Origin of the sequence: Treponema sp. HNW (assembly GCF_050320395.1) — a bacterium.
In the GTDB taxonomy this organism is placed as follows: Bacteria; Spirochaetota; Spirochaetia; order Treponematales; family Treponemataceae; genus Treponema_C.
Genome location: NZ_CP144459.1, coordinates 648,357 through 669,922 on the forward strand (window position 1 = coordinate 648,357; position 21,566 = coordinate 669,922).

Consider the following 21,566-nt stretch of genomic DNA (forward strand, 5'->3'; position numbering starts at 1 on the left):
GCCGCATAAAAAATCCCCCCTTCGAAAAACTTCCGAAAGGGGGCAAAAGGAGAGGAGGATGCGGAAACCGCCGTCGGCTTTTATCGGCCTTCGGGCTGAAACTTTCCGCTTATTGCTGTTTGTTTAGCTCATGCAATACTGTAAGATAAACTCCTTCCGGTACAAAAGGTTACAAGATAAAAATACAAAAAAGGTTTTATTCGTAATGTGTCCACATTCTTAAAATACGGACGGTTTTTTCTTTTTCAAAAACTTCATACACAAGCCGGTGCTGAATATTTATTCTTCTTGAATATTTTCCCGATAAATCTCCGATTAGTTTTTCATAGGGCGGAGGATTTTGAAAGGGATTGTTTTTCAGGATTGCAATTAAATTTTGTACCGTCTGTTTTAAATTACATTTTTCTATTTTTTTGGCGTCTTTTACGGCGTATTTGGAATATTTTATAGTCCACATTACCAGCCGATATCCTCAACACTGTCTTCCAAGGGTTCCCGAGAGGCCTCTATAAGGGATTCTCTCATACCGGGAATGGAGCATAAATATAATGTTTCCTGAATAGAGTTCCAGTCTTTTTCGGAAAGGAGAACCGCATTGTTTCTCTTTCCGGAGATTATAATCGGCTCATGAATCTCTTGAGTTTGATCTATCAAATTGTATAAATTCGCTCGTGCCTTTGTTGCGGTTATTACTGCCATAGGAATACCTCCGTAACACATAAAGCGTACGATATATCGTACGCTTTGTCAAGGAGTATAAAACGTTTGTTCTACGTTCACCTGTATTTTTCCAAATAAACCCGTTCTTCAAAGGCTTTGCGTTCGCGCTGTTTCCCTTCTTCCGCCGGCACTCCTACGGGAAGAATCGTGCGCACCGTCAAATGCGAAGGAACGTCCAATATTTCCGCCAAACGGCGGGAATTGTTCCCGCTTCCGGTATATCCGTCCAGCCATAAGGATGCATAGCCGAGGGCGGTTGCCGCCAAAAGAATGTTTTCCACGGCGGCTCCGTAATCTTCTATTTCAAAAGATCTGCCCTCGAATACTTCAACCTTTTCGGTTAATACGGCAATAATAAGCGGGGCGGTTTTTACGCAGGGCTTATCGATGACGCCGGCAATTTTTTTCAGCAAGTCCTTGTCGGTTACCGCGATAAACGAGGTTGTCTGTCCGTTGCGTCCCGAGGGGGCGCGTATACCCGCGTCAAGAATTTTACGCATATCTTTTTCACTTACCGCCTGCGCCTTGTATTCGCCGCGGAAACTGTACCGTTTTTCAATCGCTTCAAAAAACTCCATAGTTTTCTCCAGCCCTGCTTGAATATTCGATTCTACCGCAAATCTTTTATATTGATCGATGCGGACAAAATACCGGCGGAGCCCGGCGCTGCCTGATATTTTTCAAACCATACGGTGATATTATTGCCCGATACCGTTATATTTTTGAAATTTTCGGCAGTCGGTTCGGTTCCTTCTTTTATAAACTTGGAAACGGATGCATCTTTTGCCCTGTTTAATTTATTTTCCAAAATATCGCGCGTATTGCGTGAAAGCGTTTCAAGCCATTCCTTTTGACCGTATTTTAAACCGAAGTAAGCCGGTAAATCCGCAGTCATAATACGCTTGTTTTTCGCAGGAAGCCAGTTTATAACATCGATTGAATCTATACCGTTTGCTCCTCCGATAAATTCGTATGTGTGGATTTTAATGCTGATGATTGAATCGGTAAGGTCGGCGGCTTCCCAATTCATAATAAAAGAATGAGAGCCTTTTGCACTTGTTTTAAAATTTGCAGCGGATTCGCGGTCAAAGTCGGCAAAACGCTTATCGTGAAGGTTTTGCACAACAGCCGTCAAGCCGGGATAATCGGGAAACCTCGGAAGTTCCGCCGAATACTCGTAGCGTTCGGTTTGCTTTTTTTCGCGCAATACATCTATTTTGAGTACCCCGTCTTTTTTCTGTGCTTCTGCCTTGTCCGTTTTTGCGGGTGTGCTTACACAAGCGGAAAATAAAAATATACAGCACAGCATAAGTGCCGAAACAATCATAATAAAGTGTTGTGTTTTTTTCATAAACATCTCCTAATATGTATAGTGAGGCACGGCACAAAGCGGGCCTCACTGCCGTTACTATATAATAACATAAGCGGCGTTTTTTTTCCACAAAATTTAAGGATGTTTTCATCTTAAATGATGCCGAAATGATTTGTGTTATGTTATAATAATGTGAGGATATGCGGTTTATGCAGTATTTTTTCGATCACATATTTTTTAAAGCCTTTTATCCCGCCCCGAGTATGCACAGGCATTTTGCAAAACATATGATTTTTGCGCTCGACGGGTTTTTGCACTGCAAAATAAACGGCGATGAATGCACGTGCAGGGGGATTGTGATTCAATCGAATTGTATGCATACGGTTTTATCCGACAAAATGCCGATGCTTGTGTATTTATTCGATGAAACCTGTAAGCGCGCCGAATGTTTGAACGAATTGTATCTTAAAGATGCCGACTATGCGGTACTTTCGGATACCCTGTGCGGCAAGGTGTGTGCGGTATTGGATGAAAAAGCAAACGTGGCGCAAGCCGATGAAAAGTGCGGAATACAGCCCGGTACGGACGAAAAAATTTTAAAAATATGCGGTCTTGAAAGAGAAGGTGTGCTTGAATACGATAAAAGAATCCGCCGAGTGCTGGACATAATAGATACAAGCGAAACTTTGGAAGCGGGAATTATGAGTGCTTTGTGTAAAGAAGCTTTTTTATCCGAAAGCGGACTTTCACATTTATTCCGCAAACAGGTCGGTATTTCAATCGCTTCATATCTTGTGTTTGCAAAGCTGTCGAAAACCTACCGCTATGTGCTTGCGGGCGAAAGCGTAACCGATGCGGCAGTCCGTGCGGGTTTTTCGAGCGCTTCGCATTTTGCCGCCGTAAACAAAAAACTGTTCGGCTTAAGCATTACCGAACTCGACCCCGTAAACAAAGCCCGCCCCTTTTAACCGTGCTTTAAAAACCTGAAACTAAAAATCCCGAAAGAGTGCAGAAAAATGAAAGCCGTTTTATGCGCTTCGGCGTATACTGATTGTAACGGAGGTTCGTTATGCAATTCAATTTTAAAACAGGCATATACAAGCTGAATGAGCAGGCCAATTTCGATTTTCAATTAAACCGTCTTATTATGTGGGACGGGGGCGACTTGGACGAAGTGCGCGGCATATCGCATAAAATAAAGGACAGCGAAAGCTGGAAGCGCGAACTTATCGCCTTGGGCGATAAGGCTTTTGCCGAAAAACGTATCGAAAATGCGATTGCCTATTACCGTATGAGCGAGTTTTTTATGTACGACGGGGATCCCGATAAAAAAAAGTATTATAAAAAAGCCTGCGATTTGTTTTACGACTTTTATCAAGCTTATTTTAAAAGCGGCGAAGTACGGCGTTTTGAAGTTCCGTACGAAAACGTAAAACTGCCGGTTATGTATACGCCAGCAAAGAGGAAATGCAAAGACTGCATTGTGCTTCACGGAGGAAACGACAGTTATTTTGAAGAGCTTTTTATACCCATGCTTTATTTTGCCTCCAAGGGATTCGATGTCTATCTTTTTGAAGGGCCGGGGCAGGGCGGCGTTGTCCGCCTTCAAAACAAGCATTTTACCCATGAATGGGAAAAGCCCGTTGCGGCGGTTTTGGATTATTTTAACTTAAGCGATGTTACGATTATCGGGGCTTCTTTGGGCGGTATGCTTTCTTCCCGGGCCGCCGCCTTTGAAAAGCGCATAAAGCGAGTTATTGCGTGGAGCGTGTTTCCTTCTTTTGTGGAGATTCTTCTCGGCAGTCTGCCTTCCGCCCGCCGCCGTATGTTACGGTTGTGCCTGCGCTTAAAACTGAAAGGCTTGTTGAATGCCGCCCTTAAAAAGGCCGCCCAAAAAGACGAATTGACGCGCTGGGGACTTTCGCACGGTATGTACGCATACGAGGCAAAAACACCCTACGAATACGTGAAAAAGATGGAGCGCTATCAAATCCTCGATATTGCGCACTTGATAACTCAGGATGTACTGATTGCAGGGGCAAGCCGCGACCACTTTATCGATTATACCCTTGTCGGAAAAGAAATTGCCGCACTTAAAAACGTGCGTTCCCTTACTTTCCGTCTGTTTACCGAAGCCGAAAGCGCATCGAATCACTGCAATTGCGGCAATACGCGCCTTGTTCTCGATTACTTTATGCAGTGGATAGAAGGAATAAAGGCGGCTCAAGTCTAGGGACGGCGTATCGGTTATCGGGCTGTCCGAAAAGCCGGCCGATTTTGGGGACGCCCTTTTACATTCTACTTGACTATTCGTGTGCTGTTTGGTAACATATAAAAATCGTTAGATAATGCACAGGCATTATTAAATCAGCTTTAAAACCAGTTTTTGTTTGGAGGGTTTTCCTTTGGCAGTAAAAAAATCATCTGCGGAAAAAAGATTTAGACAGAGTGAAGAAAGACGTTTACGCAATAAAGCGGTAAAGAGTTCCGCACGTACATGTGCAAAAAAATTCGTCGCTGCGGTACAGGCAAAAGACCAGCCGCTTGCCGCCGAAACCTTGCGCCTTTTATGCAAAGAGCTTGATACGGCCGGACGTAAGGGAATTTTAACCCGCAATGCCGTTTCGCGCAAAAAATCGCGCATGATGAAACTCTACAACGTTTCATTCGCCGCGGCAAAGTAAATCGGATATTTTATTTTATAAAAACGGTTTGCAGCTCGGAGAGGATTTTGATGGAACAAAAAAAGGTAACAAAATTCGACTTGGTTGAATCGGTATATCTTGAAACGAATTGTGAAAAAAAGACAGTGCAAACCGTACTTGAATCCGTTCTCGAAAACATCAAATCTTCTCTAAAAGACGGCGCTACCATTGAATTGCGGGGTTTCGGTACCTTTGAACCGCGGCTTCGCAAGGGGCGTTCCCGTGCGCGCAATCCTAAAACCGGTGAAGAGCTTTCGGTTGCCCCTCATTATGTGGCGGCCTTTCGTTCCGGCCAGGAGCTGAAAAACGCTTTGTGGGAACTTCCCGTTCCCGCAAAAAAGTCATGAAACAATTTTATATAAATATAAGTCTTTTAGTTTCGGGCATTCTCTTGTTTGCCCTGCCTCAGCCGTCTTTTATATACGCGCAGGGACTGCCGTTTATATCGTATTTTTCGTTTATCCCGATTTTTATTCTTACCCGGCGTTTAAGCCGGAAAAGCGTATGGCTGTACGGTATGCTCTACGGTATAGGCTGTTATGTAGTCTTTACAAGCTGGCTTGCCAACTTTCATCCGATGGGCATTACGGTTATTTCTTTTTTATACGGAGTGCAGCTTTGTCTTGTATTTCCGCTTTTAAAAGCCGCTTGGAGTTTATGGGGCGAAAAATTATGGATAGCTCAGTGGATTGTCTGGTGCGCGTATGAATACCTCAAAACCAAGGGCTTTGCCGGTTTTAATTACGGAGTTACCGCGTATTCCCATTGGAATGTTCCGGTTTTGATTCAATGTGCCGATATAGCCGGTGTGTGGGGCTTAAGCGCCCTTATCACTTTTCCGTCGATGTGGTTTGCCCAAGTCTTATATCCTCTGTTTGAAAAATATCCGGCTGTGCCCGGAAAAACCGCATCGGAAGAACGTGAACAGCGGCTTCGGAAATCTAACGTTTTGCACATTCGTCAGCGCGTAAAAAAATACCGCATAAGCGCCCTTATATGGTGTGTTGTTTTTGCCGCCGCCATTGTATACGGTTTTGTATCCCGTGTCGATTACGGCGGAACTCCTACGCAAAAGGTTGTTTTAGTACAAACGAACACCGACCCGTGGATAGGCGGTACTGCGGCATACAGGCGCGACTTAACGACGCTCAAGCGCTTAACGGATAAAGCCCTTGCCGAACATCCCGATGCAAGTCTTGTCGTATGGCCGGAAACAGCCTTTATTCCGCGAATCCGTTGGCATTACCGCCTCAGAGCCGACCGCGAGCGCTTTGAATTGGTGGACGAACTTTTGCATTACATGGATTCAAAACAGGTTCCCTTTGTCATCGGCAACGATGATACGGTCGAAGGATATAACTCTTTAGGGGACTACGGCGAAATAAGTTATAATGCCGTTTTATTGTTCCGCCCGGGAGAAAACGTTATTCCGCCCGAACCGGAGCTCTACCATAAAATGCATTTGGTGCCCTTTACCGAATACTTCCCCTTTGAAAAAATGTTTCCGACGATATACCGCCTGCTTTTAAACGGCGACACTCACATGTGGACTCCCGGAAAAGAGCCGGTTGTGTTTTCCGCAGGAGACTTGCGTTTCGGGACTCCCGTTTGTTTTGAAGATACTTTCGGCTATATCGGGCGGCGCTATGTAAATGCGGGTGCAAACGCCTTGGTTAATCTTTCCAACGACGCATGGTCGAAAAGTCTTGCCTGTCAATACCAGCATCTTTCAATGGCGGTTTTCCGCTCGGTTGAAAACAGAGTACCGACCGTGCGTGCAACCGCTTCGGGGCAAACGGCAATGATCGATCCGAACGGAAAGGTTTGTTCTATGCTTGAACCCTTTTGCGAGGGGTATCTTGCCGTTTCCGTTCCCGTTTTGACAAAGGTGAGGAAAACCGTATATACTGCATGGGGAGATTATGCGGGCATTGCTTTCGCTTGTGCCGCTTTCTTTTTATTGTTGTTCAAAATTATGGAGAAAATGTTATGCCGATTTCATACCGCCAAAAAGAAGGCGATTTAACGATATTGGGTTCCGAAACCGAATTGAACGGAAAGCTTCAGTTCAGCGGGAATTTGGTGATTACGGGAAAATTTACGGGTTCAATCGAGTCGACAGGCAGTCTTGTAGTCGAAAAGACAGGTGTTTGTACCGTCGATAAAATCAAAGCCGATTCGATAACCGTCGCAGGTCAGGTTGAAGGCGATATGTATGCCAAAACGAAGCTTGAAATGTTTTCAGGCAGTAAAATAATCGGCGATGTGGAAACTTCGCGGCTGCGTATAGATGAAAAAGTGAATTTTCACGGTCAGGTGAAGATGAGTGATGAAGTTCCCGACGTGGATATTTTTTCCGTTTCCGTTTCCGAATATAAGCGCATGGTATCGCAGCGCGCTTTAGCCGAAGAAGAAGACGATACATAGGATGAACTTGACCTTTTGTCTTTTTTTTGCTAAGATGAATTATTCGATTACACAGTACCTTTTTATAAATGTTTCAAATATCAAATTTGCAATCAATGACATGATGGAGATATTTAATGGCAGTGAATCAAAGACGCCGTTTTATTGATGAGGCGGAGCACGCCGAAGCGGGTGAAAATTCCCTTTCCGATTCCCAAAGTTCATTTAACTTTACCGGCGATGAGCCGCACTTTACGGACAGCACTGAAGGAAGTCCTTCCGCGCGTGATGGGGAAAACGGTGACAGCGATGCGGAACATTCCGCAAGTGCAAAAGAAAAACGGGTTGTGGTACGCCCCAAGGCCAAACGTACCGTGCGTGCAAAGCCTTCCGCACGCTCTTCGGCTTCAAGGCAGGAACATGTATCGTCCGAAGCGGCGGCTCCCGATTTTCGAAGCGATGATGTCCGCGCCTCTTATGCGGACAAAAATGAAAACGGACAAGCGGATGCGGATACCGATTTACAAAACCGCGATTCAAAGCCCCGCCTTTCAATCAATGAATTGACAAAGATGAGTATGCCCGGTTTGCGCGACCTTGCCGCCCAATACGGGGTTCCGCGCGACGATTTGGCGCCGATGAAAAAACAGGAGCTTATCTTCGTTATATTAAAATCCCATACCGAGCACGGAGGCATTATCTTTGCTTCCGGCGCTTTGGAGATTTTGCCCGACGGCTACGGCTTTTTGCGCTCCCCGCAAAACAGCTATTTGTCGGGTCCCGACGATATTTATATTTCGCCGAGCCAAATACGTCTGTTTAACTTAAAAACGGGCGATACGGTCTACGGTCAAATCCGCTCTCCCAAAGAAGGAGAACGCTTTTTTGCTCTTTTGCGCATAGAAACCGTTAACGATGATGAAACGCGGGCGGCTCAAACGCGTATTCCCTTTGAAAACTTAACCCCCCTTCATCCGGACAGAAAGCTCAATTTGGAAACAAGACCCGATGAGCTTTCGACGCGTATTATCAATCTTTTTTCGCCGATAGGAAAGGGCCAGCGTGCGCTGATTGTCGCACCGCCGAAGGCCGGTAAAACCATCTTAATGCAAAAAATTGCGAACGCGATTACCGCAAATCATCCGGAAGTCTGCCTTATTGTATTGCTTATAGATGAGCGTCCCGAAGAAGTTACGGAAATGGAGCGCTCGATACATGCCGAAGTTATTTCTTCAACCTTTGACGAACCGGCGACACGCCATGTGCAGGTTGCCGAAATGGTATTGGAAAAGGCTAAACGCCTTGTAGAGCACAAGCGCGACGTCGTTATCTTTTTGGATTCGATTACCCGTCTTGCGCGCGCCTATAACCAAACCGTTCCCACTTCGGGAAAGGTGCTTTCAGGCGGTGTCGACTCGAATGCCCTGCACAAGCCCAAGCGCTTTTTCGGTGCGGCGCGCAACGTGGAAGAAGGCGGAAGCCTTACGATTATATCCACAGCCCTCATTGAAACCGGAAGCCGCATGGACGAAGTTATATTCGAAGAGTTTAAAGGTACGGGCAATATGGAAATCAACCTCGACCGTAAACTTGCAGACCGCCGCCTTTTCCCGGCAATCAATATTAAAAAGTCCAGTACGCGCAAAGAGGAATTATTGCTTACCGAAGAAGAACTGCAAAAAATTTGGGTCTTGCGCAAAGTAATAAATCCGATGGACGATGCGGAAATTATGGAATTACTGCTTGACAGAATGCGAAAAACAAAGAATAATGAAGCATTCTTGCGCTCGATGAATACCGGCGAATCTTTTTAATACACAGGAATTACTAGGAGTTATATATGAAAAAAGACCTTCATCCCGATTATCAATTGACGAAAATTACCTGCGCTTGCGGTAATGTTATCGAAACCCGTTCAACCGTTAAAAATATCGATGTTGAAATTTGCTCGGCCTGTCACCCGTTTTTTACCGGAAAACAAAAACTGGTAGACACGGCAGGACGTATTGAACGCTTTAACAAGCGCTTTAACATTAAACCTACTGCCGCTCAATAAGCTTACGCTTTTAAAAATCCTGCCGGGATTTTTACGTATAAACGGCTTCGGCTTTTTTTGCTTCCCAAAAGGCGGAAAAGCGGAGCCGTTTTTTTAACGTGTGCCCGCAGGCGGCTGCCCGGCCTTAAAGTTCAAGGGGGAAGGGGAGTATCGGTTCTATGCTCGTCCTCCCGCATAAAAGGGCTATAAGGCGGTCGGCACCCAGAGCAACTCCCGAACAGCTTGGAAAATCATTAAAAATCTTCCAATATTCGCCGTCGGATGCATGAGGTACGAGGGCGGTTTTTTCTTTTAAACGCCCTTCTTTTTCAAAATAAGCGTGTACCCTTTCGGGGTTTTGTTCTTCGGTATAACAGTTTGCAAGTTCGATTCCCCGAGCATAAAGTTCCCAGCGTTCTTTCCATAGTGCGCCGTTTTTTGCGTCCGGCGCGCCGCTTCCTGTTTCCGGTGCGCCGTTTTCGGATAAACCGTTTTGCGGTGCGCAGTCCTTTGCAAGGCAGGGCACAAAGGCGGGATAATCGGTTAAAAAAACGGGTTTTTCGCAGGGCAAATTCGGTTCAACCGCATGGACGAAAATCAATTCATATAAATCGTCAATGCCCCATGTATCGAAGGGGTTTTCGGTGCTTTCGCCAAGTTCAAGGCGGCGCGCTTGCTCTGCCAAGCCCTGTACCGAAGCATAACGGCTTAAACGGAAGCCCGCATAGCGCTCAAAGGCATCGTCCATAGTTAAGCGTATAAAGGGCGGCCGTAAAAAATCCCAGGGGTCTGTGCCGGCTGCTTCGGCGCTGCAGTTTTCTCCGCCGGTGCTGCGGTTTTGCCCGTTCGGAGGGGGCGGGAGTAAAAAGTCGAAAAGCCGTTCGGTAATTTCCATCGAGTCCTTATAATCGGCGTTCATTGTATAATATTCGAGCATGGTAAATTCGGGGCTGTGTATGCGCGCCGAAGATTCGCCGTTCCGGTAGCATTTGGATAATTGGAATACGTCAACCTTGTGCTGCGCTATAATGCGTTTGATGTAAACTTCGGGAGAGGGAACCAAATACAATGCTGTGCTTTCCTGCGGGGTGCCGGGTTTTATATAATCGGTTTTAAAAACTTCAAGGCAGGTTTCGGGAATAAGGGCGGGGCTGAGGGCGGGGGTATCGAGTTCAAGGTAGCCGCGCTCGGTAAAAAAACGCCTGATGTTTTGCAAAATGCGGGCGCGTTCGCGCAAAAGTTCCAAATCCATAGGACACTATACCATTTTTGCCGTTTTTATGGTAGCATAAGCTATGAGCCGCCCAAAATTGTTCCGTATAATAGATAAAGCCGTATTCGATTATAAATTGATAGAACAAGACGACCGCATTCTTGTCGGGCTTTCAGGCGGTAAGGATTCGACCGCCTTGGCCGAATATTTGGCCGACCGCCTGCGCCAGGGCCGCGAGCGCTTTGAAGTATGCGCCCTGCACGTTGAAAGCGGCATAGGCTCATCGTTACACGCCGAATTGCGCGAAAAGCTTGAAGGCTGGGGAATCCCCGTAAAAACGATTTGCGCCGATGTTTTGGCGCGCTTAAAGCCGGGAAAAGCCATGAATTGCTGGTGGTGTTCCACCCAAAGGCGAAGCGAACTGAATACCTACGCGATTGAAAACGGCTTTAACAAAATTGCCCTCGGACACCATTTGGACGATGTTTTGGAAACCCTGTTAATGAATGCCCTGCAAAAGGGTGAACTTTCGACAATGCCGCCGCGCTTAACATACGATAAATATCCGGTAACGATTATACGCCCCCTGTGCCTTGCCGACGAGCGGACGATTATAGACCATGCCGAAAAATGCGGTTATAAAAGTATTACCTGCACTTGTACCTATCAAGACAATTCGGCACGCAAAAAGGCGCGCTCAAAGCTTGAAGCGTTAACCGGCGGCAGTCCCGCCCTGAAGCGCCGCTTGTTTGAAGCTTTAAAAAACATAAAAAGAGAGTACTTGCCGTGAATAGGACGACCGGTCTTAAAGCGATTTGTATCGTGCGTTTCCATCCTTTTACAAGTCCGCAATTTCTTCTTCGGAAAGACCGGTGATTTTTGAAATCAAGCTGATACCGAGATTTTCAAGCCGCATTAACCGTGCCGTTTCCAGTTTTGTTTGACGGGCACCTTGAGACAAGCCTTTTTCAAGACCGATGGCTTCGCTTTCTTCTCTTTGAACCGCTATATCGGTTGCGTAATCGTATTCACTTAATAACATATTCATTACCTCCCGCGATTTGCGTTCCAAGTACTCTCTTAGTATATCATTATTTATACATTCCTGTACAGCTTTTTCAAAGCCTTTCTCTCTGTCCAGCTTGAGGTGTTTTCTCACAGTCTCTACAAATAAACTGTATTCCGAAAGCGGTTTACACTGATGAACTATCGTATCGGCTTTATTGAGGTTGATGTTCACTACTTCAACAGTCAGCTCAAGTTGAGGGTGAACGCAAGTTGTCATAAAAGCATCGGAAAGCTTCAGAATCTTCCGTTTGGGAAAATCTTCTTCACCGTTGTAGAAGACGTAGAATTCGGGAGTAGGAATTTTAACCAAACGGCGTAAATACTTATCACGCGGATTTTGTATCTGCTCATATAAGCGGACTACATACTCCAAAAAGCGAAACGGCATATTTTCATTCACTGTAGACTGATGCTCGGCAAGTACGATGACTTTATTATCTACCAGAAAAGACACATCGTTATAAAAGTTCATGTACAGGATTTGCTCCAGCCTGATACGATGCAGCTCGCAGCCAAGTGTTAATTCCGTTCCGTGAAGCGCATTATACAAACTTATAAAGTTTGACTTTGCCGACGTGTCTGCCCCGAAAAAGTCGGCAAACACCGAGTCCTTATACGTTCGCTTGTGTGTAGCTTTTTTCATACCGACCTCCATATATATTATTGGATTTGGTTACAAAAAAAAGACACATTTTACAAAAAAAAGTGTACAATTTTAATTGAGACCAAAGAGTACGAGGGTAAAACGCTTTTAAAACAGCTTTCTCCGAAGGTATTGATAGGGGGGCGCTTACCAAAAATCACTTGAAACGGCAAAATTCATGAAAAGAATGTATTATCCGACAAGTGATATTTGTACAATATTAAGTCTTTCCCTTGAACAAATCGAAGCTCTCTAATTCCTGCCTGTCCGTTTAACCCTTGTCAATTCCGCCTGCCCTGTGCTATACTCGTTTTATGAAGACTGCACGGCGGGCGGAATTACACACGGTTCCGAATAAAGATTGTATGTTCCCGAAAAAAGCTCTTGACACAAAAAGAGCGCGCCGTATAATGCCTTCGATACCCGATACCCGATACCCGATACCCGATACCCGATACCCGATACCCGATACCCGATACCCGATACCCGATACCCGATACCCGATACCCGATACCCGATACCCGATACCCGATACCCGATACCCGATACCCGATACCCGATACCCGATACCCGATACCCGATACCCGATACCCGATACCCGATACCCGATACCCGATACCCGATACCTGCATAAAAGCTCGCTGCATAGCCGTTCGCTTTTATGCTTCGAGTTTCGCCGGCGCAGCCGACGAAACTCGCGGAAGTATAGCTTTTATAATTCACATTCCCGAAAATGCTCATTTTTCCCGCAAAACGTGCTGCGGCAGGCACTGCCGTGTCCTGTACTCTTGTGTTCCGCCTTTCCGCAGAGCGCTTTTTATCCGCGTTTTCCCGCACCGCCGTGCGGAAAAAATATATGTAAGGAGGAATTGCAGTGAAAAACCGTAATTCAAAAAAACTAAGGCTTTTCGTCCGGGCGGCAGTCCTTATGTGTGCCCTTTTTGTCGTCTTTACCGGCTGTCCGCAGCAGCTTGATCCTCCCGCACCGCGGGAAACGGTTTACACGGTGGAACACCGGCAGCAAAATGCCGACAACGATGAGTATACCCTGGCTGAGCGCGAAACCGTACATGCCAAAGAAGGTGAAACCACTCGGGCGCAGTCAAAAAATTATCCCGGTTTTACGGCACAAAGCCCCCAAAATAACCGGGGGCGATAAATCTTCTTTTACGCTAAAAACCTTTGCGCTCCTTGCGTCCTTCGCGGTTTAAAAAAATAAATCCGCACTTTTTTCCGCAAAATGTCTGTTTTTTTGTCGACTTACACCACTAATATATATGGAGGTGAAGTATGACAGAGAACAATTCCGATGACGTGTTCAAAATAACCTTGCGCAACGATTACGCGTTTAAGAGGGTGTTCGGGACGGAAGAAAACAAGGCTGTCTTGCAGGATTTTCTGGACTGTGTGCTGGACATTCCGGCCCAAGACATTGCCGAATTGGTACTGTTGGACAAGGAGTTCCACAATCATTCCGTAAATGATAAAACAGGAATTTTGGATGTGAAACTAAGGCTTAAAAACGGTACCGTGATTGATATTGAAATCCAAAACCGGTGGAACGATGAGTTTGCGCAGCGCACCGTTTTTTATTGGGCGAAGATGTATACCGAAAACTTACGGAAAGGTGAAGTGTATACAAAACTGCCCAAGTGTATTACAATAAATATAGTCGGTGAGGGCTTTACGTTAAACGAACTGCTGCACAGTGAATATCGGGTACTGGAAAAACGTTTGCACACGGAACTTTCCGATGAACTTGAAATTCACTTTTTGAATCTTACCAAGGCAAAGGAAAAGCAGCCTGCAAAAGCCGATTCGGATGAGAAAACGCGACGGCTGGTTAACTGGTTAAAGTTTATAGAAACGGACGATAGAGAGGTGCGCGCTATGTTGGCGGATAGTTATCCTGTCATGGAACAGGCAAATGAAACGGTGGACGTAATGCTGCAAGACCCGAAAGAACGGTGGCTCTATGAAAACCGCATGAAGTATGAACACGACAAGGCATCATGGGAACATTTCGGCTACACAAAGGGCGTGAAAACAGGTTTGCAGCAAGGTGTCCGGCAAAAAGCACTTGAAACCGCACGCATATTAAAGCAGCTTGGTGATCCGCTTCAAAAAATAGCACTGGCAACCGGTCTTTCCGAAGCGGAAATAGAAAATTTGTAAGTACGGCTAAAACCTTTGCGCTCCTTGCGTCCTTCGCGGTGCAAAAACTTGATTTAAAGAGCGGCCTTTGTTAGAGTGTGTATCGGAGGAAAGGGCTGTGGATGTTGAAAAAAAAGCCGAAAACGGCATAAGCGGTATCGGTACAAAACGCTTTTGGTTTTTAATGTGGACACTCGGACTTGCAGGGCAGCTGTGCTGGAACATCGAAAATCAGTGGTTCAACACCTTCGTGTATGCAAAAATCGCAAAAGATTCTTCTATCGTAGCACTCATGGTTATTACAAGCGCTCTGGTAACAACCTTTTCAACCTTTATCTTCGGTACCGTATCTGACAGAATAGGAAAACGGCGCCGCTTTGTTTCGATAGGCTACATTATCTGGGGCTTTACGACCATCCTTTTCGGATTGACCGAATTTGCAGGACGCGGGCATGTCGGAACGGGTGCAAAGATTTCCGTGTGGGCGGCCGTACTCGTTATCCTCGCCGACGATTTTATGAGCTTTTTCGGTTCCATGGCAAACGATTCGGGCTATAACGCGTGGAGCAACGACATGACAACGGACAAAAATCGCGGACAGGTCGGGGCGGTGCTTGCAATTCAGCCCGTTATCGGAACGATAGTCGGCACGGTGCTCGGCGGTCTTTTAATCGGAGCCGAAAACAATTACCAGCGTCTTTTTTGGGCGATGGGCTTGTTCGTCATCGGAACGGGCGTTCTCTCTCTTTTTTTATTAAAGGATTCCCCCGATTTAAAGCCGCATAAAGAAGGCTCTTTTATACAACAGTTTGCATCGGTTTTTAAGGCCGAAGGCTTTTTTTCGCACAAAGAACTCATGCTTGCCTGTATAACAAGCGCCGTCTTTTTTATTTCGTTTAACGTGTACTTTGTTCATATGGGAAACTGGATGATTTACCGCATGGGCTTTGACGCTTCGCGCATGGGAATCATTCAGGGTGTGAGTTTGCTTGCAGCATCCTTACTCGTTATTCCCGCAATCGGTATTATAAATAAAAGCCGCACACCGCGCCTTGCAGCCTGCGCAATTATTCTTAACAGTATCGGGCTGTGTATTTTATCTTTTTTTATACGGCCTTACTCGGTACATACGGGTGTTGTGTTCAGCCTGCAAAACAGTCCGCTTTTTTTGTCGGTTTTTTTAGCCGGTGCGGGTCAAATCCTTGTAACCCAATCGATGACGATGTGGGTAAAAGAGCTGTACCCCGAAACCTCGCGCGGTCAGTTTGAAGGAATGCGCATTCTCTTTTTTGTGCTGACGCCGATGATTGTCGGAACAATAATCGGAAACATCATCGTAAAAAAAGGGGCCGGTTCGGTTGTAAACGAATTCGGCATAACCGAAAACATTCCTGTAGAGTCAATCTATATATGGGGCGCGGTTTTGGCCCTAAGCGCCCTTATTCCCCTGTATTTTGCGGCGAAGCTTTACAATAAGCGCAAAAATCGCAGCCTTTCATAAGGCGTTCATAAGGATAGAAAAACTGTGCGAAAAAATAAACCCATAAAGCAGCTTTTAACGCCCTGGGGCGAAAACCTGAATCGCGACTGTCCCTTAAACGAATATCCGCGCCCTCAGCTTGTACGGGCAAATTGGCAGTGCTTAAACGGCCTGTGGGACTATGCAATAACTGAAAGCTCCGTAATAACGGAAACTGAAAAGATTCCCGAAACATGGGACGGAACAATCACCGTTCCCTTTTCGCCCGAAAGTCTTTTGTCGGGCGTCGGAAAACAGCTCCTTCCCGGACAAACGCTGTGGTACCGAAGAGCGCTTTCCTTTGAAAAATGTAAGGCGGACGAAAGGCTTTTACTGCATTTCGGGGCGGTCGATCAGCATTGTACGGTATATGTAAACGGGCACAAAGCGGGAACTCATTCGGGAGGCTATTGGCCCTTTTATTTCGATATTACCGATTATATATCTTCGGGTAAAACCGAAATTAAGCTTTGCGTTACCGACGATACGGATACGGCAGATGAAGCTTACGGAAAGCAAACCTTAAACCGCGGGGAGATTTGGTACACGGGGCAAAGCGGTATGTGGCAAACGGTATGGTGCGAAAAAGTTCCGGCCTCTTACATTGAGAATATAAAAATCACCCCCCGCTTTAAAGAGGCTGCGGTTGAGCTTGAGCTTTTTATTGGCGGAAGCGGTTCCGCCCCTCTTGACGCCAATCCCCCTCTTGGCTCCAATACTTCTTCGACCGGCAATGCTTCGGTTACAATCTTTGACGGGGACAAAGCGGTTGCAAAAGGCCTTTTTCAAAACAACTGCGCCCTTGTAAAAATGCCTGACGACTTTAAAAGCTGGAGCCCGGAAAGTCCTTTTTTATATGACCTTGAAATCAATGCGGGAAAAGATACCGTGCGCTCCTATTTCGGCATGAGGGAATTCGGTATTCTCGATAGTAAAGCGGGGCCCGTTTTAAGCTTAAACGGAAAGCCGATTTTTCATCACGGCCTTTTGGATCAGGGCTATTGGAGCGACGGCATGTACACCGCCCCCTCCGATGAGGCTGTGATATGGGAAATTAAGACGCTTAAAAACATGGGCTTTAATATGCTCAGAAAACACATAAAAATAGAACCGCTTCGCTGGTATTATCATTGCGATAAAATCGGTATGCTTGTGTGGCAGGACTTTGTAAGCGGCGGCGGCCCTTATAAAGACTTTGTCGTAAAATACGCTCCCTGGCTCGGCTTTAATTTTAAAGACGGAAAAAGCCGTTATGCTCTTCACGGAAGAACAAGCGAAGCGGGCCGTAAAAATTTTATGCGCGATGCGGAGCGTACAATCGATTTATTGTACGGCATAACCTCCCTTGCCGTATGGGTTCCCTTTAACGAGGGCTGGGGGCAGTTCGATGCCGCCGACACCGCTGTTCTTGTACGCAACAAGGACGCAACGCGCTTAATCGACCATGCAAGCGGTTATTTCGATCAGGGTGCGGGCGATTTTCACAGTTACCACATTTACTATAAATCGTTCCGTCCGAAGCGGGACAGATTTCGGCGCGTATTGGCCCTCACGGAATTCGGCGGCTTCAGTTTGCCGATTGCGGGACATATGAGTTCGGATATGTTATTCGGCTATAAAATGTTTGCCGATAAAAAAGCATTAAACGAGGGTATCAAAAGACTGTACGAACAAGATGTGTTTCCCGCAATCGCTAAGGGCTTGAGCGCTTCAATCTATACGCAGGTAAGCGATGCGGAAGACGAAATAAACGGCATATTCACCTATGACCGAAGGGAAACAAAGCTTGAGCTTACACTCGGCAGGGAAATTGCGCATACCTTGGCTGAAATCTTTGAAAAAAATCTCCGGTAAAAAGAGACATAGGGGCAGCTGCTGTTTACATACCGCCGTCTTGCTTTTTTTAACGCTCTATTCTATAATCGCCTTGGAGGCAGTATGAACGAGCAAAAACTTTCACGAATAGCTGCAATTATCTACGGACTTGCGGCCGTAACATTGATTCTTGTATTTACGGTATGCGGTTCTTCGCCCACAGGTATTACCGTACAAACGAGTGCGCAAGGATATAAGGGTGCCGTTACGGTTGAAGTAACGGTTGCAGGAGAAAAAATTACGGCTGCGCAGTTGGTTTCCAGCGAAGATTCCGATTTTACCAAGCCCGTTATAGAAGGTATTATCGCCCAAGTCGTTAAAAAAGGCGGTACCGCCGGAGTGGATGTTGTTGCGGGAGCAACCTATTCATCTAAAGCCGTTCTTGCAGCCTTGGATGCCGCAGTCAAAGAAGTAAATGACGAATAAAAGCGGCAGTAGAATAAAACCTATGTAAAAGCAGGGCGGCTGCATAAAGCCTGAAGTTTGAGCACTGCCCGAATGTAATACCGGATTTTCCGGTTCAATATTAACAGCGTATGTGTCTTAGCTGCAGTCTGAGTGCACGGATACAAACGCAACTCGGAGGAACTATGTTCACACAAAAAAAATCGATACGCTTTAAGACGGTACTTAAAGTACTTGCGGCGTCTCTTGTCTGTATTTCGCTGTGCTTTATAAGTGCATGTAAAGAATCCGGATACGATGTCGTTATCGTAGGAACCGGCGGCGCCGGACTTTCCGCCGCTGTCGCCGCCCGTGAAGCGGGAGCTTCGGTATTGGTTGTGGAAAAAATGCCCTTTGCAGGCGGTAACACAAACTATGCGACCGGCGGTTTAAATGCATCGGAAACCTCGGTGCAAAAGGCTAAGGGTATTGCCGACACAAGCGAACAGTTTTACAACGATACGATGAAGGGCGGTAAAAACCTCAACCGCCCCGAATTGGTACGCACCTTAACCGGTGAATCGGGAAAAACCGTTGAATGGCTTATTTCTCACGGAATGGATTTATCCGACGTCGGAAGGCTTGCCGGAGCGACAAACAACCGTGCGCACCGCCCTGCAGGAGGAGCTAAAGTCGGTCCCCACTTTGTACAGATTATGCTTGCCGCTGCCGAAAAGGCCGGTGCTAAGGTTCGGTATAACACAAAGGTTACCGGTCTTATCCAAAAGAACGGAAAGCCTGCCGGTGTTGTTGTAAGTGCGGACGGCAAAACGGAAAATATCAAAGCAAAAGCCGTTATTATTGCTTCAGGCGGCTTCGGTGCAAATCCCGTAATTATCACTTCATACAGAAGTGAACTTACGGGTTTCGGTACCACGAACCATCCCGGAGCTACCGGCGATGCCTTTGAATGGGTAAAACCCTTTAATGTCGGAATCGTTGATGCGGATCAAATTCAAACTCACCCGACCGTTGTTCCCGTGAAAAACATTATGATTACCGAGGCTGTGCGCGGAAACGGTGCCGTTATGGTTAACCGCGACGGAAAACGTTTTGAACAGGAATTGACTACCCGCGACGTAATGTCCAAGGCTATATTGGCCCAAACGGGAAAAACCGCTTTTCTCCTGTTTGATCAGGGAGTCCGTGAATCTTTAAAAGCTATTGAAGGCTATGCAAAACAGGGCTTATTGACCGAGGGTGCGAGCCTTGCCGAATTGGCCGGTAAACTCAATATCCCCGCCGATGTTTTGGAAGCCGAAGTAAAGCGCTATAACGGATTTGCCTCTGCGAAAAAAGACGGCGATTTCGGCCGTGCCGATATGCCGCGCAAAATCGAAAAGGCGCCCTTCTATGCCGTAGAAGTAAATCCGGCCGTTCACCACACAATGGGCGGTTTGGCCATCAACAATAAAGCCGAAGTATTGACCGCCGACGGTACGGTTGTGCCCGGCTTGTTTGCCGCAGGCGAAGTAACCGGCGGCGTTCACGGTGCAAACCGCTTGGGCGGAAATGCAATGGCGGACATTGCCGTATACGGTAAAATTGCCGGTACCAATGCCGCCGCCTACGCAAAAGGTAAGTAAAAATATGTAAAATATGCCGCTTGCTTTTTCGAAAGCGCTTCTCCGGAAGCGGCGGTGTTAAAACTGTAAATAAGGCGGTTTCTAAAGTTTTTTGCTTTAGGAACCGCTTTTTTTATAATTGTGAAATTTGTCAGGCTGTGGTATCATTGTTCCGGAGTTTTTGCAGAGGGGAAATATGAATGTTATTATTTAAAATATCCAAGAAACTTTAACTAAAAAAGGAATTTTTATGAAACCGGAATCGATTATCGTTTTATGCCTTTACGCACTTTTAATTATTGCTTTAATTGTAGCCTGTGTGAGTGCTCCTAAAATTGAAGAAGACAATAGTCAAGATAAAATCTTTTTAGACTTTGCACAGTATGAAGATCTTTATAGATCGGGTGTAATTTATTATCCTTGGATTTTTGATAATATAGACTCTCCCAACCCCTTTTCCAACGAAAAGGTAAAATTAAATCCAAGCGAAATAAAAAAACGAATTTTGGAAAGTATTTTTTTTGAAGAAGATTATGACGGCAATGTAAAAATAAACTATGATGCTCAAATTCCGCTTCCTCATTATATAAGCTTCAATAAGATTAAAGAAAATATGTATAAGGCTGAAGCTTTAGCTGCCGTTCCGCAATCCGTAGGCGATTTTGAATTTACGGTAAACCAAATCGGCATAACAAAGAGCTTTGACAATCTTCATATCAAACTTCTCGAAATAAAAGACAATGAAGCGGTTTTCTTTATACGGGATATGGGAATAAAATACGATTACTCTTACACAAAAGACGATTATATCGATGATGAAAATGAAGAAGAAGAACATTCCAATGAAACCGAAGTTGCGGCTGATGAAGAATTTTCTTATGACAAGATGCTCGAATACGAAAGAAAATACGATATTTCCCGCCGAGGTTACAGACTTTCTTATCGGGTCAATGAAAAACCCAATGAATTATTTTATAAAACAAACAAGATACATGCAGTTGTACGCGGAACGGGCGGCGAAGATTTAAACTTTGAAAGTTTTTCGGCAGACTTCCGGCATTACCTCCGGTACAGAAACACGGACATGCCATACCCATGGCTTGCGGAATATTTCTATGATATAAAAGAACGCTATATCGAAGCCGAAAATGACGAAAAAAACGAGTATCATCCTTTTTTTATTGCAAAACTTAGGGCTGCGGGAAAAATAAAATCCGTCAGTTTATCGGTTTTATCCGACACGGTAAAAAAACATAAAATCGATTTAGGCCTTTTGAATGTGGAACAAAATAAAAGAGATGGGCAAAGCGGAAATACAGAGAGACAGAAAGAACCGGCTTATCAAAATTATACGGCCGAAGAATTAAAGCAAAAAATAAAAATTGAACCTTACAGCTTACACATTGCAAATAAGCAAATTACTCTTTCAGCCTTTTTTCCTCTTACGGCAAATACTCAAGATTTTTCGGATACATCGATAAGTTTAAACGATATAAGGCTGATAGACAGCGATGGAAACTTATATGAAATAGGAGATGCTGAAAGATCTGACATTGAAGGTATGCTTTTAATAAATAATCCGTACATCCGGCATACCGCTTCGTATTCTATTCCTATAGTTGAACCTCCCTTTAAGGTACTGTGCAATGTCGAATTCTCTTATCCGATATATAAAAAAAATGAGGACGGAGATTTTGTTATTACGGAATATGCCGACGGAGAATATCCGGCCGAAACAGAAGTAAATTTACCGGAGTTTTAACGAGTATAGACCCCATACTCTATAATTATAGAATATTTTCTTATTTTCTCTTCTCTGTCAAATTATATATTTCGTTATCGGCTTTTGCCGTTGCGATGTTTTACGGTATTGTTGCAGGCGGCCTGAAAGACTTGCGCTTTTAGGC

23 protein-coding genes are annotated in these 21,566 nt (G+C 45.4%); 16 read left to right on the forward strand and 7 right to left on the reverse strand.

Annotation, left to right across the window (positions count from 1 at the left end; translation table 11 throughout):
- Positions 1 to 196 precede the first annotated feature (196 nt).
- From V1L52_RS02965 to V1L52_RS02980, 4 genes are all read right to left on the reverse strand, one after another.
- Positions 197 to 457 carry a Txe/YoeB family addiction module toxin gene (locus V1L52_RS02965; RefSeq protein ID WP_428770815.1) on the reverse strand — a complete coding sequence of 87 codons (261 nt, stop codon included), beginning with the start codon at positions 455 to 457 and terminating at the stop codon, positions 197 to 199.
- Positions 457 to 699 carry a type II toxin-antitoxin system Phd/YefM family antitoxin gene (locus V1L52_RS02970; RefSeq protein ID WP_428770816.1) on the reverse strand — a complete coding sequence of 81 codons (243 nt, stop codon included), beginning with the start codon at positions 697 to 699 and terminating at the stop codon, positions 457 to 459. The genes V1L52_RS02965 and V1L52_RS02970 overlap by 1 nt, the downstream gene beginning before the upstream one ends.
- Positions 700 to 776: 77 nt before the next feature.
- Positions 777 to 1,298, reverse strand: a complete 522-nt coding sequence (locus V1L52_RS02975) for a nitroreductase family protein (RefSeq protein WP_428770817.1) — start codon at positions 1,296 to 1,298, stop codon at positions 777 to 779.
- A gap of 32 nt (positions 1,299 to 1,330) precedes the next feature.
- Positions 1,331 to 2,071: a PdaC/SigV domain-containing protein gene (locus tag V1L52_RS02980; RefSeq protein WP_428770818.1), complete on the reverse strand. Its 741-nt coding sequence runs from the start codon at positions 2,069 to 2,071 to the stop codon at positions 1,331 to 1,333.
- Between the two features lie 170 nt (positions 2,072 to 2,241).
- Between V1L52_RS02980 and V1L52_RS02985 the strand changes: the two genes are divergently transcribed.
- The 8 genes from V1L52_RS02985 (at position 2,242) to rpmE (ending at position 9,199) form a co-directional block, all read left to right on the forward strand.
- Positions 2,242 to 3,000 carry a helix-turn-helix domain-containing protein gene (locus V1L52_RS02985; protein ID WP_428770819.1) on the forward strand — a complete coding sequence of 253 codons (759 nt, stop codon included), beginning with the start codon at positions 2,242 to 2,244 and terminating at the stop codon, positions 2,998 to 3,000.
- A gap of 101 nt (positions 3,001 to 3,101) precedes the next feature.
- Complete coding sequence (locus V1L52_RS02990; protein WP_428770820.1) at positions 3,102 to 4,265, forward strand: alpha/beta fold hydrolase; 1,164 nt, start codon at positions 3,102 to 3,104, stop codon at positions 4,263 to 4,265.
- 172 nt (positions 4,266 to 4,437) lie between these two features.
- On the forward strand, positions 4,438 to 4,716 hold the full coding sequence (gene rpsT / locus V1L52_RS02995; protein WP_428770821.1) for a 30S ribosomal protein S20: 279 nt from the start codon (positions 4,438 to 4,440) through the stop codon (positions 4,714 to 4,716).
- A gap of 50 nt (positions 4,717 to 4,766) precedes the next feature.
- Positions 4,767 to 5,084 (forward strand): HU family DNA-binding protein, encoded by a 318-nt coding sequence (locus V1L52_RS03000; RefSeq protein WP_428770822.1) that lies wholly within the window; start codon positions 4,767 to 4,769, stop codon positions 5,082 to 5,084.
- A complete protein-coding gene (gene lnt, locus V1L52_RS03005) occupies positions 5,081 to 6,763 on the forward strand; it encodes an apolipoprotein N-acyltransferase (RefSeq protein ID WP_428770823.1) in 1,683 nt (560 codons plus the stop codon). Before V1L52_RS03000 ends, lnt begins: the two co-directional genes overlap by 4 nt.
- Positions 6,727 to 7,164, forward strand: coding sequence for a bactofilin family protein (locus V1L52_RS03010; RefSeq protein WP_428770824.1), 438 nt, complete (start codon positions 6,727 to 6,729; stop codon positions 7,162 to 7,164). The genes lnt and V1L52_RS03010 overlap by 37 nt, the downstream gene beginning before the upstream one ends.
- Positions 7,165 to 7,280: 116 nt before the next feature.
- A complete protein-coding gene (gene rho, locus V1L52_RS03015) occupies positions 7,281 to 8,957 on the forward strand; it encodes a transcription termination factor Rho (protein WP_428770825.1) in 1,677 nt (558 codons plus the stop codon).
- 26 nt (positions 8,958 to 8,983) lie between these two features.
- The gene (gene rpmE / locus V1L52_RS03020) at positions 8,984 to 9,199 is read left to right on the forward strand and encodes a 50S ribosomal protein L31 (protein ID WP_428770826.1); all 216 of its coding nucleotides are present in this window, start codon (positions 8,984 to 8,986) and stop codon (positions 9,197 to 9,199) included.
- A 124-nt stretch (positions 9,200 to 9,323) separates the two neighbouring features.
- On the opposite strand, the gene V1L52_RS03025 is transcribed toward rpmE, so the two are convergent.
- Positions 9,324 to 10,430: an amino acid--tRNA ligase-related protein gene (locus tag V1L52_RS03025; protein ID WP_428770827.1), complete on the reverse strand. Its 1,107-nt coding sequence runs from the start codon at positions 10,428 to 10,430 to the stop codon at positions 9,324 to 9,326.
- 43 nt (positions 10,431 to 10,473) lie between these two features.
- On the opposite strand from V1L52_RS03025, the gene V1L52_RS03030 reads away from it, so the two are divergent.
- Positions 10,474 to 11,181, forward strand: coding sequence for a tRNA 2-thiocytidine biosynthesis TtcA family protein (locus tag V1L52_RS03030; RefSeq protein WP_428770828.1), 708 nt, complete (start codon positions 10,474 to 10,476; stop codon positions 11,179 to 11,181).
- A gap of 48 nt (positions 11,182 to 11,229) precedes the next feature.
- Here the strand turns inward: V1L52_RS03030 and V1L52_RS03035 are convergent, their stop codons facing one another.
- Entirely contained in the window at positions 11,230 to 12,102 is an 873-nt protein-coding gene (locus tag V1L52_RS03035) for an Rpn family recombination-promoting nuclease/putative transposase (protein ID WP_428770829.1), read from the reverse strand.
- A 312-nt stretch (positions 12,103 to 12,414) separates the two neighbouring features.
- Positions 12,415 to 12,873 carry a hypothetical protein gene (locus tag V1L52_RS03040; protein ID WP_428770830.1) on the reverse strand — a complete coding sequence of 153 codons (459 nt, stop codon included), beginning with the start codon at positions 12,871 to 12,873 and terminating at the stop codon, positions 12,415 to 12,417.
- Positions 12,874 to 12,976: 103 nt separating this feature from the next.
- On the opposite strand from V1L52_RS03040, the gene V1L52_RS03045 reads away from it, so the two are divergent.
- The 7 genes from V1L52_RS03045 to V1L52_RS03075 all read left to right on the forward strand — a co-directional run bounded on the left by V1L52_RS03045 (position 12,977) and on the right by V1L52_RS03075 (position 21,421).
- Positions 12,977 to 13,261, forward strand: a complete 285-nt coding sequence (locus V1L52_RS03045; protein ID WP_428770831.1) for a hypothetical protein — start codon at positions 12,977 to 12,979, stop codon at positions 13,259 to 13,261.
- A gap of 131 nt (positions 13,262 to 13,392) precedes the next feature.
- The gene (locus V1L52_RS03050) at positions 13,393 to 14,277 is read left to right on the forward strand and encodes an Rpn family recombination-promoting nuclease/putative transposase (protein WP_428770832.1); all 885 of its coding nucleotides are present in this window, start codon (positions 13,393 to 13,395) and stop codon (positions 14,275 to 14,277) included.
- Between the two features lie 163 nt (positions 14,278 to 14,440).
- Positions 14,441 to 15,757: an MFS transporter gene (locus V1L52_RS03055; protein WP_428771854.1), complete on the forward strand. Its 1,317-nt coding sequence runs from the start codon at positions 14,441 to 14,443 to the stop codon at positions 15,755 to 15,757.
- Between the two features lie 24 nt (positions 15,758 to 15,781).
- On the forward strand, positions 15,782 to 17,629 hold the full coding sequence (locus V1L52_RS03060; RefSeq protein WP_428770833.1) for a glycoside hydrolase family 2 protein: 1,848 nt from the start codon (positions 15,782 to 15,784) through the stop codon (positions 17,627 to 17,629).
- Between the two features lie 84 nt (positions 17,630 to 17,713).
- The gene (locus V1L52_RS03065; RefSeq protein ID WP_428770834.1) at positions 17,714 to 18,076 is read left to right on the forward strand and encodes an FMN-binding protein; all 363 of its coding nucleotides are present in this window, start codon (positions 17,714 to 17,716) and stop codon (positions 18,074 to 18,076) included.
- Positions 18,077 to 18,240: 164 nt separating this feature from the next.
- The gene (locus tag V1L52_RS03070; RefSeq protein WP_428770835.1) at positions 18,241 to 19,680 is read left to right on the forward strand and encodes a flavocytochrome c; all 1,440 of its coding nucleotides are present in this window, start codon (positions 18,241 to 18,243) and stop codon (positions 19,678 to 19,680) included.
- A gap of 229 nt (positions 19,681 to 19,909) precedes the next feature.
- The gene (locus V1L52_RS03075) at positions 19,910 to 21,421 is read left to right on the forward strand and encodes a hypothetical protein (RefSeq protein WP_428770836.1); all 1,512 of its coding nucleotides are present in this window, start codon (positions 19,910 to 19,912) and stop codon (positions 21,419 to 21,421) included.
- Positions 21,422 to 21,566 lie beyond the last annotated feature (145 nt).